Source organism: Caulobacter soli, assembly GCF_011045195.1.
Classification (GTDB): domain Bacteria; phylum Pseudomonadota; class Alphaproteobacteria; order Caulobacterales; family Caulobacteraceae; genus Caulobacter; species Caulobacter soli.
Genome location: NZ_CP049199.1, coordinates 2710618 through 2725320 on the forward strand (window position 1 = coordinate 2710618; position 14703 = coordinate 2725320).

General features: G+C 67.5%; 8 protein-coding genes. 4 read left to right on the forward strand and 4 right to left on the reverse strand.

Translation table 11 applies throughout. From position 1 onward, the window contains the following. Positions 1–8: 8 nt before the first annotated feature. The 4 genes from ggt to G3M62_RS12680 all read right to left on the reverse strand — a co-directional run bounded on the left by ggt (position 9) and on the right by G3M62_RS12680 (position 6545). Positions 9–1745: a gamma-glutamyltransferase gene (ggt, locus tag G3M62_RS12665; RefSeq protein ID WP_165187510.1), complete on the reverse strand. Its 1737-nt coding sequence runs from the start codon at positions 1743–1745 to the stop codon at positions 9–11. Positions 1746–1815: 70 nt separating this feature from the next. Next, positions 1816–4869 (reverse strand): TonB-dependent receptor plug domain-containing protein, encoded by a 3054-nt coding sequence (locus tag G3M62_RS12670; protein WP_165187511.1) that lies wholly within the window; start codon positions 4867–4869, stop codon positions 1816–1818. Between the two features lie 160 nt (positions 4870–5029). Continuing rightward, positions 5030–6022 carry a FecR family protein gene (locus G3M62_RS12675; protein WP_165187512.1) on the reverse strand — a complete coding sequence of 331 codons (993 nt, stop codon included), beginning with the start codon at positions 6020–6022 and terminating at the stop codon, positions 5030–5032. 7 nt (positions 6023–6029) lie between these two features. Then, positions 6030–6545: an RNA polymerase sigma factor gene (locus G3M62_RS12680; RefSeq protein ID WP_165187513.1), complete on the reverse strand. Its 516-nt coding sequence runs from the start codon at positions 6543–6545 to the stop codon at positions 6030–6032. A gap of 258 nt (positions 6546–6803) precedes the next feature. Between G3M62_RS12680 and G3M62_RS12685 the strand changes: the two genes are divergently transcribed. The 4 genes from G3M62_RS12685 to G3M62_RS12700 all read left to right on the forward strand — a co-directional run bounded on the left by G3M62_RS12685 (position 6804) and on the right by G3M62_RS12700 (position 14657). Next, positions 6804–9266, forward strand: coding sequence for a TonB-dependent receptor (locus tag G3M62_RS12685; protein WP_165187514.1), 2463 nt, complete (start codon positions 6804–6806; stop codon positions 9264–9266). Positions 9267–9371: 105 nt separating this feature from the next. Then, a complete protein-coding gene (locus tag G3M62_RS12690) occupies positions 9372–11132 on the forward strand; it encodes a Ca2+-dependent phosphoinositide-specific phospholipase C (protein ID WP_165187515.1) in 1761 nt (586 codons plus the stop codon). 149 nt (positions 11133–11281) lie between these two features. Then, positions 11282–14065 carry a TonB-dependent receptor gene (locus G3M62_RS12695; protein WP_246263265.1) on the forward strand — a complete coding sequence of 928 codons (2784 nt, stop codon included), beginning with the start codon at positions 11282–11284 and terminating at the stop codon, positions 14063–14065. 76 nt (positions 14066–14141) lie between these two features. Beyond that, the gene (locus G3M62_RS12700) at positions 14142–14657 is read left to right on the forward strand and encodes an RNA polymerase sigma factor (protein WP_246263266.1); all 516 of its coding nucleotides are present in this window, start codon (positions 14142–14144) and stop codon (positions 14655–14657) included. The last annotated feature ends 46 nt before the right edge of the window (positions 14658–14703 follow it).

The window sequence follows — 14703 nt, forward strand, 5'->3', positions numbered from 1 at the left end:
CGAAGCGCCTAGCGAACGCCGACCACGGCGGCGTCGGGACGGCGGGTGTCGGCCGCGCCATAGAACAGGCCGCCGTCGATCAGGATCGACTGGGTGCTGCCCATGGTCATCGACGGCGCCACCTTGTGGCCCTTGGCCTCCAACAGCGGCACGATGTCGGGCGAGAAGCCGGCCTCCAGCTCCAGCGGACCGTCCACGCCCGACTGGTTCATCCGCGGACGCTCGGCGGCCTCGGCGACGTTCAGATTGTGGTCGATCACGTTGCTGAGCATCTGGGCCATGGTGGCGATGATGTAGCCGCCGCCCGGCGTGCCGGTAATCAGCCAGGGCTTGTCGTCCTTGAAGACGATCAGCGGGGTGATGGTCGACCCCACGCGCTTGCCAGGCTCGGCCTTGTTGGACCCGTTCTCCTCGGCGCGCTTGCCCCACGAGAAGTTGCCCATCGAGTTGTTGAGCAGGAAGCCCGTGCCCGGCGCCACGACGTGCGCCCCGAACGAGGCGCTGAGCGTGAAGGTGTTGCTGACGGCGTTGCCTTCGGCGTCGGCCACCGAGAAGTGGGTCGTGTTGGGGCTTTCGTAGCGATAGGGATCGCCGCCCTTCAGGTCCTTGCTCGACAGCGAGGCGGTCATCGAGATCAGCTTGGCGCGCTCGGCCGCGTAGGTCTTGCTGGTCAGGCCGGCCACGGGCGTCTTCCACTGCGGCGGGCCGCCGACGTACTGGCGATCGGTCCAGCCAATCTTCATGGCCTCCGACAGCACATGCAGGCTGGCCACGCTGTTGGAGCCCAGATCCTTCATCGGGAAGGTCTCCAGAATGTTCATCACCTCCGCGAGCGTAACGCCCGAGGCGGTCGGCGGCATGTAGGCGATCTTGTGCCCACGATATTCGCCCCAGATCGGCGGCGAGACATTGGCCTTGTAGGTCGCCAGATCTTCCATCGAGATCACGCCGCCGCCGGCCTTGATCCCGGCGACCATCCGCTTGCCGACCTCGCCCTTGTAGAAGGCGTCGACGCCCTGGTCGCGGATCTGGGCCAGGCTCCAGGCCAGGTCGGGTTGGGGCAGGCGCTCACCCGGCTGATAGGACGAGCCGTCCTTCTTGAAGAAGGCCTTGGCCGCGCCCGGATCGGTCAGCATGGCCTTGCGCTCGCCGTTCAGCGCCGCGGCTTCGTCATCGCTCAGGACCACGCCGGTCTTGGCCATCTGCACGGCGGGCTCGACAACGACCTTCCACGGCAGCTTGCCGTAGCGATGGTGGGCTTCCCACAGGCCGGCCACGGTGCCCGGCACCGATACGCCCTTGAAGCTCTGGCTGAGCTTGCCGCCAGCCTTGCCATCGGGCCCGACCAGCAGGTCCGGCGTCGTGGCCAGGGGCGCCTGGCCGTAATATTCGATCGCGATCGTCTCGTTGGTCTTGGCGATGTGCACCAGCATGTAGCCGCCACCGCCCAGGTTGCCGGCGCGCGGCAGGCTGACGGCTTCGGCGAAGGCGGTGGCGACCGCGGCGTCGACGGCGTTGCCGCCCTTGCGCAGGATCTCGGCGCCGACATTGGCGGCGATGCGGTTTTGGGCGACCACCATGCCACCGCGCCCGATCTCGGGATGATGGATCTGGCCGTAGCCGACGATGTCGCCGCCCGTACCCTCTTGGGCCAGGGCCGAAAGCGGCGCGGCGCCAAGCGCCAGGACGGCGACGAGCGCCAGCAGAGGACGTCGCGCCGCATCGCGGAAGCTGGAACGGGTCATGAGAGATACTCTGAGAAACAAGGCGGCCCCGGCGTCGGGGGGATGACGCCGGGGCCTTCGGGGGCGTGGACTAGAAGCTCTTGCGGATGCTCGCGTACCAGTAACGGGCATAGGGCTGGTACACGCTGGCCATATAGCCGTTCGACGAGACGGGGGGCTTCTCGTCGGTGATGTTCCGCACGCCCAGCTTGATGCTGGTGTTGGACGCCCAACCGTCCGTGAAATCGTACTGGGCGTACAGATTTCCAGTCAGTTGCGAGTCCACGGTCCAGGCCGCGCCCGCCGAATCCAGCAGCGCGGTGTCCTGCACGTCGCTGGTGTACTGGGTGAAGGCGCCGACCGTGACCTGGTTCAGACGCCAGGTCAGGGCGGCGGTCCACTTCAGTTCGGGCTTGCCGTTCTGCTTGAGCAGATCGCCGCCGCCGGTGATGGTCGTGCCGGCGTTGATCTTCCCGCTGGAGCGGGCCGCCAGCAGCGCGGCGATGGCCGGCGACGGCGACTGGTAGAACTTCAGCAGCTGGGCCGCGCCGATGTTCAGGTCGAAGTCGCCGATCCGGGTGCCGTGCAGGCGCCACATCAGATTGTAGTCGATGCCGCGAGCTTCCTGCGGCAGCAGGTTCTGATACTGATCCTTGACGTACAGCACCGTGCCGACCGGCGTGAGGCCCGTGCCGTTGAAGGCGGCGATGTCGTCGGCGGTCGGGGCCGCGCGCACGACGTTCGGGTTCGAGCCGCCCGACATGCGATCCAGGTAGTCGAGGATCAGGGCGTTGCCTTCACCGAAGATGCCGACGATGCCCTTCTGCTTCACGCGCCAGTAGTCGGCGGTGAAGGTGAACTGGCCAAACTGGCTGGGCACGAACTTCGGTTCGAACACCACGCCGAAGCCCGTGGACGTCGACGTCTCGGGCTTCAGGTCCGGGTTGCCCGAGCGCTGGGCGGCCGTGCTCTGCGTGCGGGTGCAGTTGCTGAAGCTGGTGATCTTGCCGGTCTGAAGATCAGCCTGGCAGCGGATGTAGTCGGTGCGGGTGTTCGAGCGGGTCACCACCGAGGCGTTGATCTGCTCGAGGTTCGGGGCCTTGAAGCCTTCCGACCACGAACCGCGCAGGCGCAGGCCGTCGACCAGGTCCCAGGCCACGGCGACCTTCGGCTTGGCCACGTCGCCGACGTCGCTGTAGTCCTCGTAGCGGCCGGCCAGCTGCATCTCGACATTGCGCACCAGCGGAATGCCCATCTCGGGCGAGATCACCGGCACGGCCAGTTCGGCATAGGCCGAACCCACGGTGCGGTGGCCCTTGGTGTCGGGCGAGGTGCTGGTGCCGATCAGGTCGCTGTCATAGGTGATGCCCGTGACCGAGTTGGTGAACTTGATCGTGCCGTCGACGCGGGCGTCGCGGTCGTCCTTCTGGGTTTCGCGACGCACTTCCACGCCCGCCGCCATGCCGACGTCGCCGGCCGGCAGGTGGAACAGGTCGGCCTTCGAGACCTTGAAGTCCCACGACGCCAGGGTGCTGGTGCTGTCGCGGGTGCTCTTGACCATGATGGCGTTGCGGGCGGCGGCGCTGCTTGCCGTGCTGTCGCCAACGCTCGGATTGGCGACGTTGCCGCCGTTGAACGGGTTGTAGGCGTCGGGCGTCGACAGGGCGAGTTGCTTCTGCAGCAGGGTCGCGCTGATGCCGTCCGAGGTGTCCTTCACCTCGGCCTTCGAATAGAGCAGCGCCGAGTCCCAGCGCCAGCCGAACTTCTCGCCCTTCAGGCCGCCCAGAAAGCGGCTCTGGGTGTTCTTGACGTCGACCTTGGCCGGGCCGAGATCGGCGAAGCTGTAGCTGGCCATCGTCACGTTCAGGCCGCCGGCCGGAGCGTTGATGCCCGCCAGACGGTTCGGATTGGCGGCGCCGTTCAGCGTGGTCGGGCCGAAGGGGTTCCAGTAGTTGGCGCTCGGAACCGTCATGACCTGGGCCGTGGTCATGTAGGTCGGGCTCTGGAAGGCGTGGGTGGTGGCCGTGTAGTAGCCGACCTCGCCATAGGCCTTGATGTCTTCGGTGACGTCGTAGTTGCCCGTCAGGTAGATGTTCAGGCGCTTCAGCTCGGGCATGATCGAGGTGCCGGCGCCGGCCTGAGGGTCGTAGCGCAGGTTACGGTCTTCGCCCGAGGTGGCCAAGGTGCCGTCGTCGAAGCAGATGCCGCTGCCGGCGCTGGCCAGGCAGCCCGGGTTGGAGGTCGGCTGAATGTGGAAGGCGCCGGCCGTGCTGGTGATCGCCGTGCCGTTCTGCGTCACGCGGGCGGCGGCGGTGAAGTTGCCCCACGGCGTGGTCGTCGCGCGACCGTCCAGCGACGCCGCGCCGTCGAAGTGCGTGCCCGTGAACAGCGGACGCTTGTCGGCCGAGGCGGTGAAGTCCTGGTCGCCCGACCGCAAGGCCGTGCGCTGGTTGTAGTTCAGGAACAGGGTGACGTTGCCGCGCTCGAAGGTGTGGCCGGCCAAGACGTTCAGGCCGTAGTCCTTCATGTGCGTGCCTTCGGCGAAGCCATACTGGGCTTCGGCCTCGACGCCGTTGTAGTTGTCCTTCAGCACGGTGTTGACCACACCGGCCACGGCGTCCGAGCCGTAGATGGCGCCGGCGCCGTCGCGCAGCACTTCCAGCCGCGACAGGCCGGTGGTCGGAATGGCGTTGGTGTTGAAGGTGATCACCGGCACCAGGTTGGCGCCGTCGGCCTGGCTGGTCGGGTGCGCCACCACGCGGCGGCCGTTCAGAAGCACCAGCGTGTTGCCCGAACCCAGGTTGCGCAGGTTCACCGAACCGATGTCGCCGCGCGCCGAGTTGCTGCTGTTGGGGATGTAGCTGCTGTTGTAGTTGACGTCGCCCATCTGCGGGATCGAGCGGAACAGGTCGTCGCCCGACGTGGCGGCGATCGCGTCGATCTGCTTGGCGTCGATCGAGGTCACGGGCAGCGCCGCGGTGACCTTCGAGCCCTCGATCCGCGTCCCGACGACGACGATCTCTTCAACGGCGGCGGTGTCGTCTTGCGGCGCGGCTTGGCGAGCCAGCGCTTGGCCGGCCCACGTCGAAGCGGTGAGCGCCGTCGTCACGAGCATGGCGGCGCGGATGGAAGTCCTGGTGTTCATTGCGGTGATATCCCCTCGACCGACGACCGTCTCGCCCGGTGCATGATCCGGGTCCCCTGACGGCCGCCAAGTCAGACGTAAGCCGCGAAAGGTCCCTCACCCCCGGCCAGACGTTTTTCTTTGGAAGGGCGAACTTTTCCGAAACCGGGGCGGCGAACGCCTAAGGTTTGGACAGGACGATCTGGTCGGACGCGCGCCGCGTGACCCGCGCGACGCCGCTGGCTTCCAGGCCCTCGGCGAGGGCTTCGGGATCACCGGCCCGGAAAACGCCGCTGATCGGCGTATGGATCAGGCGCGCATCGGCCAGGACGAGCTTGCGGTTCGAATAGCGGTTCAGCTCGGCCGCGACCAAGCCCAGCTCGCTTTCATCGAACACCAGATCGCCGTTCAGCCAGCGGGCGGCCTGGGTGGTGTCGATCGCGCGTCGCGACCAGCCGCCGTCGCCGGACGCGACCAGACGCTCCCCTGGGGTCAGGATCGCCTGACGGGCATCCTGACGAGCCGTCAGGTCGCGGACAGCCACCTTGCCCTGCAGCAAGGTCACCGTGACGGCCGCGGGTTCGAGATCGACGTCGAACACGGTGCCCAGCGCCGTGACACTGCGCCCCTGAGCCGTGACCACGAACGGGTGCGCCGCGTCGTGGGCGACCTGGAATTGGGCGCGGCCCCGAGACAGGGTGACGCGACGCACCTTGCCATCGAAGACGGCGCTCATCGCCGAGTCTGCGTCGAGCATGACGATCGTGCCATCCGACAAGGCGATGCGGCTGACCTTGCCGACCGGCGTCATGTAGCTGATCGCGGCCAGTTGGACTTCACCGGCTGGAGGCGAGATTGGCGGAGCCATCGTCTTCCACGTCAGGCCCAGCGCCACGGCCGCCGCCAGCGAGGCGGCGATCGCAACCGGCGCCCACAGGCGCGAGGCCGGCGGCCTGCGCGCGCTGCGCCGGGCTTGGGCCAGCGCGGGGTGATCGGCCAGTTCGCCAACCAGCGCCCATGCGTTCTGAGTTCGAGCCCAGGCGTCCTGATGCTCCGGAGCCGCGTCGATCCAGGCGTCGAATTCCCGTCGCTCGCTGTCGCTGGCGCGCCCCGACCCCAGACGCGCGTGCCAGCCGGCGGCGGCGTCAAGCGCCCGCTCGTCAACTGTTCGCATCGTTCCGCTAGAGGTCATCGTCGCTCCGCAGGCGCTCGGTCAGACGCCGAACCACCTTCATGATGTGTTTCTCGACCGCGCTGACGGAGATTCCCATCACGCGGCCCGCCGCCGAATAGCTCATCTGCTCGAACCGGACGAGGATGAACGCCTGCCTTGACCTTTCGGGCATGGATTCCAGGACGCTCAGGGCCAGGGCCAGCTGTTGCTTGCCTTCCAAGACGCGATCGGGAGACAAAACCTCAACGGGATGATGAAATTCCGTCAGCTCGGTGTGCTTGGAGCGGTGACGGGAACGATCGGCGCGCAAGGTGTCGGTCAGGACGCTAGAGGCCACCTGGAAGAGGTAGCCCTCGATATTGTCGATCGGATCCTTGGTCTGGCGCCGCTCGATGCGCAGCAGGACTTCCTGGACAAGATCGTCGATATCGCCGCCGATCCGCCGCATGAAATAGCCACGCAGCATCGGCGCGTACCGCCAGACCTCGGTCTGCTCGGGATACGACTCGCCTACCGCGCCCATGGCCTTTTTCGCGAACACCCGCTGCGGTTCACCCCTGGCCGCCCCCGCGTCAAGTCGCGAGTCCGGCTTTCCACCCAACCCTCAGATTTTCGCCGCTTGATCCGTGTGAAGCATCATTGGCGCCTAATCTGAGTACACTGATATACCGCTTCGGCAGATTTCTATCGTCGCGACAACTGGAGCGATACTCTCGATCACCCTCCCTTGAAGCGCGCATTTCTTGCCTCTTTCAGCGTCCTCGCGGCGTCTTCGGTCCTGTTGGTCCAGCCTGCCGGCGCGGTGTCGGTCGGGTCGCGCCGCACGTATGCGATTCCGCCTTCGAGCCTCGCCGACGCCATCAAGTCGCTGGCCTTGCAAAGCGGCAAGCAGGCGTTGTTCTCGGCGCCCGCCCTGGAGGGCCGTCGCACCGCCGGGCTGAACGGCGTCCTGACCGTGGAAGAGGCGCTGGACCGCCTGCTGCGCGATTCCGGGTTCGACTACCGCATCGTCGCCGATCGGATGATCCTGATCACCGCGCATGCCCCGGTGACCGCGTCCGGGGCTTCAGCGGCCGAACGGCCCAGCGCGACCGCGAGAGAATCCAGCTCCGTCGACACCGTGATCGTCACGGCGGTGTCCGATGAAGCGCCGCCCAGCGTCGAGCGCCTGAGCGCCCGTATCCTGGCGGGAAGCGGCGTCTTCGATCCCGGTGAGGTCGCGCGCCTGTCACCGGCGCTCAACGCCCTGCCCTCCGGCGCTGGGCAGCTCAAGCTGGCCCTGCGCGGCGTATACGGCGCGGGCGAAGCGACCACGCCGGTCTATTTCGGCGGCGCGCCGGTCTCGGGCCCGTCGGGCACCAATTCCGATCCGGGTCTGGTGACGCCCGACCTGGCGCTGGTCGACATCGACCACGTCGACGTCCTGCGCGGTCCCCAAGGATTCGACCATGGCGCCGGCGCTATTGGCGGCGAACTACGCATCGAACCCAACGCCGCCGTGCTGGGGCGTTATGCGGGAGCCGCGACGCTCCAGGGCCGCCTCGTCCAGGGCGGCGCGGCCGGCGGCATGGTGTCGGTGGTCGAGAACCTGCCGGTGGGCGACGACCTGGCCGTTCGCCTCGTCGCCTATCGTCGCGACAACGGCGGCTATATCGACAACGTCCGCCTGGGCCGCGACAACACCAACAGCGAGACGACACAAGGCGTGCGCGTGGCGGTCAAGGCCAGGCTTTCGGACCGCCTCGAAGCCTCGGGCATGGCGGTCTACCAGCAGCGCCGGATTGGCGACACGTCAGTGTGGAACGGCGCCCTGGGCGCCAACCTGTCCGACCGCTACGGCCTCAACAGCAGCGACCACGATCTAGGCCTGTCCAGCCTGACCCTGACGTTCCGCCTGCCCCACACCGTGCTCACCAGTACTACGGCCTATTACGGCTGGACGCTGGGCCGACGCCTCGACTCCACACAGGTCGTCCTGGGACTGGCCGACGATCCAGCCGGATGCCAACGCTATTTCACGACCGCCGCCGACTGCGACGCCACACAGCTGGACGCCTACGCCGCCTATGCTCGCGGCCGCGCGCCCAGCACCCTGGTCCAGGCCACGGAAATCAAGTCGCTGGTCCAGGAACTGCGCGGCGACGGCGACCTGGGTTCGGGACGCTGGGCGGCGGGCCTCTTTCTCGAGCGTCGGCGCGAGCACACGCGTAGCGCCGCGCAAGTCGTTGATGACCAGGGACAGGTCGACCAAGCCGCCGGCTATACGGGTCTGCGGACTCTCGGTTCGCGCTTCAACCAGGCCGCCCTCTTCGCCCAGTTCGTCCAGCCCATCGGCGATCGCCTGACCCTGACGGCGGGCGGTCGCTACGCCGCCACCCGACGGGCGGCTTGGACCGACGTGCTGATCGCCAACATCATCAGCGGTTCGACCACCTCGATGCCGGAACGCACGGCCGACGGCGGCGAATTCAACCTACGGGCCCGCGCCGAATGGCGGCTGGGTCGCGACGCAAGCCTCTACGTCCAGGCCTCGCAGGGCGCGCGGCCGGGCGGGGTCAATACGACGCCCGATCCGGCCCAGGCCGTGCAGACCTTCGCCCCGGATCACCTGTGGAACTACGAGATCGGCGGCCGCCGGGCCTTGTTCCACAACGCGATGATTTTCGAAGCCGCGGCCTTCAACATCGACTTCCACGACATGCAGTTCGCCAACGCCACGCCCAAGGGCGCGTTCAGCTATGTGATGAACATCGGCTCGACGCGGATCCGAGGCCTGGAGACCGCCCTCAAGACCGATCTGGGCCGCGGTCTCAGCCTCGAGTTCAACAGCGCCTTCACCGACGCGCGGCTGACCAGCGTCTCCGATCTGGCCCTGACGCAGTTCGAGGCTCTGCCCGGCGACCGGGTTCCGAACATCCCGCGCTATCGCCACACCGCCACCCTCGCCTATCGCCGGGCCCTGACCAGCGATATTTCGGCGTTGCTCAGCTGGCAGAACGAGCGGCGCTCGGCCATTACCTCGAGCTTCCGCCCCGACGATCCGGACTACCTGTACACACCGGCCGGCTCGCTCGACACCTTCACCTTGGCCCTTGATCGCGGCCACTCGAACCTGACCGTCGCGCTGCGCAACGTCTTCGACAAGGAGACGCCCGATCGCGCGATCTCGAGCCCCTTTGGCCGCGACCAGATCTATGGCGCGACGCCGCGTACGCTCACCGTGACGGTGCGGCGATCCTGGTGAGCTGAAACACCGCAGAGATCCACGCGGATCGTCACATTTCGGCGACCTCGTGGGCGAGTTGTCACAACTCTTTCGTAGCCATGCCGGCTTCCACGGAGGAATCCCATGCTCGGCCTGTCGCTTTCCGCCCTGCTCGCCCTCGCGCCCGTCGGCGCCGCCCAACCCCTGAAACTGAACGACATCACGGCGGTCGGCACCCACAACAGCTACAAGCTGGCCGTGCCCGCCGACGAGATGGCGACCATGATCGCGGCGCGCGGACAGCCGGTTCTGGGTCTCGATTACGGCCACCGTCCATTGAACGAGGAACTGGACCTCGGCGCGCGGCAACTGGAGATCGACGTGGTGCGCGATCCGCAGGGCGGCCGGTTCGCCAGGCCGCTGACGGCGCTGGGCGGCGGGATCGTCCCCTCGCCCGCCTTCGCCAAGGCCATGGCCCAGCCGGGCTACAAGGTCATGCACATGCCCGACGTCGATTTCCGCTCATCGTGCCTGACCTTCGTCGAATGCCTGACCGTGGTGCGGACCTGGTCCAAGGCCCATCCCGACCACGCGCCGATCCTGATCCTGATCAACGCCAAAGAGGGTCCAGCCAGCCTGCCCGGCGGCGCGGCGGCTCTGCCCTTTGACGAGAAGGCGTTCGACGCCCTGGACGCCGAGGTCCGCACCGTCTTCTCCGACGCCGAACTGATCACGCCCGACCAGGTGCGCGGCGGCAAGCCGACCCTGCGCGAGGCGGTGCTGGCCGGCGGCTGGCCGACGCTGGCCCAGGCGCGCGGCAAGGTGTTCATCGCCCTGGACGAAGACCCGGGAAAGGTGGCGCTCTATCGCGGCGGCCGCAAATCGCTGGAAGGCCGGGTCATGTTCGTCAACACCGACGAGACCGCGCCGGACGCCGCCTACCTGACGCTCAACGATCCGATCGGCCAGCACGATCGCATCGCCGCCGCCGTCAGAGCCGGCTTCATCGTCCGCACCCGAGCCGACGCCGACACTTGGGCCGCGCGCCGCAACGAGGTCTCGCAACGCACGGCCGCCCTGACCAGCGGCGCCCAGTATGTCTCGACCGACTACATGCAGGCCGATCCCCGCTTCGCCGGCGGCTACGCGGTGCGGTTGACCGGCGGCGCCGTGGCCGTCTGCAATCCGGTGCGGGCGGCAGAGCGCTGCCCGGACGGTCCGCTGGAGACCCTGCCCGGCGCGCCGGCCGTAGGCTATCTCGCCCCCGCCGCGCGGCCGGACCTGACCAAGATTCTGGCCGCCCCGCCTCCTCCCGGCTCGCCCCGCGCCATCGCCGACGCCGCCATCTTCGACCAGAGCCGGTCACTGAAGGACAGCCCGCGCTGGAAACTGGCCACCGCCGACGTGGACGGCTCGGTGTTCGGCCACTTCGCCGACGCCCTGGGCGTGCGCCTGACCCCGGCTTCGGCCCCTGTCCTGGCCGCTCTGCTGGATCGAGCTGGCGAGGATCGTTCCGTGGTCGGCGTGGCCAAAAGCCACTGGAAGACGCGCCGGCCCTATCTCGACAAGAAGGACGCGCCGATCTGCGAGGCCAAGTCCGACCACCTTGCCGGCAACCCGGACTATCCCTCCGGCCACTCCGCCCACGGCATGCACGTGGCGATGATCCTGGCCGAGGTCGCGCCCAGCCGCGCCGACGCGCTTTACGCCCGAGGTCGGGAATATGCCGAAAGCCGCTGGATCTGCGGGTCACACACCGTCAGCGCCACCGAGGCCGGGGTGCAGTCGGGCGCGGTGATCTACGCCGCCGAGCATGCTTCGCCGTTCTTCCGCCAGGACATCGAGGCCGCTCGAGCGGAAGTCGCGGCCGCCCTGGCCCAAGCTCCGGCGACGGCTCGGCCGTGAAGATTTCGTGAAATCCGCATCGCGTCGCTGAGGGGGTGTCGGGGGGCGTCGTTGATCGGTTCGGAGGGGCGCGTGCGCCGGGTTCAGGCCCGACGCACGGCGACCGTCGGAACCCTGACGATCCGCGGAGATCAACGAAGATGCACCGAATGAAAGCCCAGAGCGGGCGCACCGCCCTGCTGCTGTCCACCGTCGCCGCGGCCGCCCTGGCGGCCGGCGTCGCCCAGGCCCGTCAGGCGGCTCAGCCGGCCGACAACACCCAGGTCGACGAGATCGTCGTCACGGGCTCGTTCACCAACAGCCTCAAGGACGCCCTGCTGCTGAAGCGCAACGCCGACGGCGTCAGCGACGCGGTCTCGGCTTCGGACATCGGCAACTTCCCGGCCGTCAACGTCGCCGAGGCCCTGCAGCGCGTGCCCGGCGTGTCGATCTCGCGCGAAGCCGGCGAAGGCCAGTTCGTCAGCGTCCGGGGCCTGGGCCCCAACTTCCAGGCGGTCACCCTGAACGGCTCGCCGATCGCCTATAACGAAAACATCCGCAACTCCGACCAGAGCGGTCGCCAGTTCCAGTTCCGGGTCATCCCGGCCGACCTGATCTCGGCCATCGTCGTGGCCAAGACCCCGACCCCGGACATGATCGACGGCGGCATCGGCTCGAACATCGACATCCGCCTGGCCAGCGCCCTGAACACCGATCCGTTCGTCTCGGCCCGCGCCTTCACGCACTATGAAAACCGCACCGAGGAGCACACGCCGAACGGCTCGCTGTCGGGCGCCTGGCGCAACAAGGACGGCACGTTCGGCGTCGTCGCCGGTGTGTCGTACCAGACCCGCGACGTGCAGTTCGATCGCTTCCAGAGCTTCGGCTACACCAAGCGCGTGATCGACGGCCAAAGCGTCAACGTGGCCAACGACATCACCCTGACCCTGGAGCACGAAGAGCGCCGTCGCCTCAGCGCCATGGCCGGCCTGCAGTGGAAGCCGGTCGACAACCTGTCGATCACGCTCGACACGCTCTATTCGAACTTCAAGAACAAGATCGACGAGAACCGGGTCGGCTTCGAGTGGGGCGGCCGCGCCGACTTCGCCAGCCGCCTGGTCCCCGGCAGCGCCGTGGTCAAGAACGGCGTCCTCTACGGCGGCACGATCAACGGCGGTCGGGTCAGCCGCAACGCCGAGTTCTCCGAGCAGAACCACGACAACATCTTCGTCAAGCTGGCGGCCGACTACGCGGTGGGTGGCTGGACCTTCAAGCCGTCGATCAGCCACTCCGAAGCCAAGAGCGGTCTGGACACCCCGCTGCAGCGCCTGGAAAGCCGCACGGCCGACAACGCCGCTGGCCTGACCTACAGCTTCGCCTATGGCGACGACCCGGTCGGCGACAAGACGGTGGCCAAGGTCAACACCAACCTGAACCTGCTGAGCCCGACCTCGACCGCCTTCTCCAGCTACCGCATCCGGCCGACCAATTCTAAGGACAAGGACACGACGGGCCTGTTCGACCTGTCACGCAAGCTGGACTTCGGAAGCGACGCCTTCCGCCTGGGCGAACTGCGCGTCGGCGGCCAGTACACCGACCGCAGCCGCGACTATCAACGTCGCGACCGGGTGATGACCGCCCGTCCCGGCGTGACCGTCGACGGCAGTTTCCTGGATTACCGTCTGAACTCGAACATCTTCGACAAGACGATCGACAACGGCATCGGTCCTTGGATGAGCTTCAACCGCAGCAAGTTCATGGGCGCCTTCGTCGTGCCCAACGGCGAATACAACGGAGCCGAGCCGCAGTCCGACGACCTGGTCGCCACCGGCGCCGACATGCAGCAGTCCTACTATGTCGGCGAAGAAGTGCGGGCCCTTTACGGCCGCGCCGATTTCGAAAGCCTGCTGGGCGGCAAGTCGGTCTCGGGTAATTTTGGCGTGCGCTGGGTGTCGACCGACACCACCGTCAAGGGCACCCTGCTGACCGCCACGACGGGCGCCGGCGGCGCGGTCACCACCGTGATCACGCCCAAGACCTTCGAAGGCTCGTACGACAAGTTCCTGCCCAGCCTGAACGTCAAGGTCGACCTGACCGACCAGTTGCTGTTGCGCCTGGCCGCCTCGCGCAGCCTGACGCGTCCGTCGCTGGCCGACCTGCGCACCGCCACCGTGCCCAACAGCTCGCTGATTTCTGACGTCTACGAGCGTGGCCAACTGGCCCTGAACCAAGCCTCGGCCAGCGCCAAGGTCGGGGTCGGCGGCAATCCGGAGCTGCTGCCCTACACCTCGACCAATTTCGACGCCTCGCTGGAGTGGTATTTCAGCAAGTTCGGCGGCGTGTCGGTGGCGGCGTTCCACAAGGACATCAGCGACTTCATCGGCGCGATCGCCCGTCCCGAGACGGTGGTGTTCTCCACCCGCGCCGGCCAGACCCTGACCTCGGACCTGCTGATCACCCGTCCGCAGAACATCGGCGACGCCAAGATCTCGGGCGTCGAGTTCGGCGCCTCCTACAAGCTGGACTTCGGCCTGGGCATCGCCGCCTCGGCCACCTTCACCGACAGCGAGGGCGAAATCCAGACCGCCGCCGGTACGACCAAGGCCAAGCTGCAGGGTGTGTCCGACACCAGCTACTCGATCAGCCCGTTCTTCGAAAAGGGTCCGTTCGAGATCCACTTCAGCTACACCTACCGCTCGGAATTCGCGGCCAACGGCAACATCAGCCCTGGCTCCAACGCCGTGACCGACCCGAACGCCGCCATCCTGGCCGACGGCTTCGGCACCTGGGACGTCGGCGCCTCGTGGAGGCTGAACAAGCAATTCCAAGTCTTCCTGGAAGGCACCAACATCACCGACCAGCGGCAAGGCGTGTATCAGGGCAACAAGGACCAGTTGTTCCAGATCCACGAATACGGTCCCAGCTACAACTTCGGCCTGCGAGCGACCTTCTGATCCATTCGATCGACATCCTCGTGGCTTGCGCCCCCTCCTTCACGGGAGGGGGCGTTCGCGCGCGCCTGGGCGGGCCATGCTGATGACCCCGCACTCGACCGACGTCACCAAGCTGCGCGCCGAGCTGGTCGGTTACCTGCAGCGCAAGGGCCAGCCCCTGGATGACGCCGAGGATCTGGTCCAGGAAGCCTTCGCCCGTTTCCACCGGGCGGGGCATCGGGCCAACGACATTGACGCCCGCCCCCTGCTCTTCGCCATCTCCAAGAACCTGTTGAAGGACCAGTGGAAGGCGACCAATCGCGAACGCGCGCGCGGGGCCTGGCTGGACGCCGACGCCATGACGGCCGCCTGGGAGACCACGCCCAGCGACGCCCCCTCGGCCGATCGCCATTCGATCGCCCGTCAGGACCTCGCGGGCGTGGCCGAGGCGATCCGGGCCCTGCCGCCTCGCTGCCGCGACGCCTTCCTGCTGCACCGCTTCGAGGATCTGAGCTATCGACAGATCGCCGAACGCCTGGGCGTTTCGGTCAGCATGGTCGAAAAGCACCTCGCCGAGGCGCTCAAGCGGCTGAAAGCCGCGCGGGAGACCTGAGGTCATGCGCCCGCCGATCGTTGAGAAGACTAGACCCCGTCCGGAA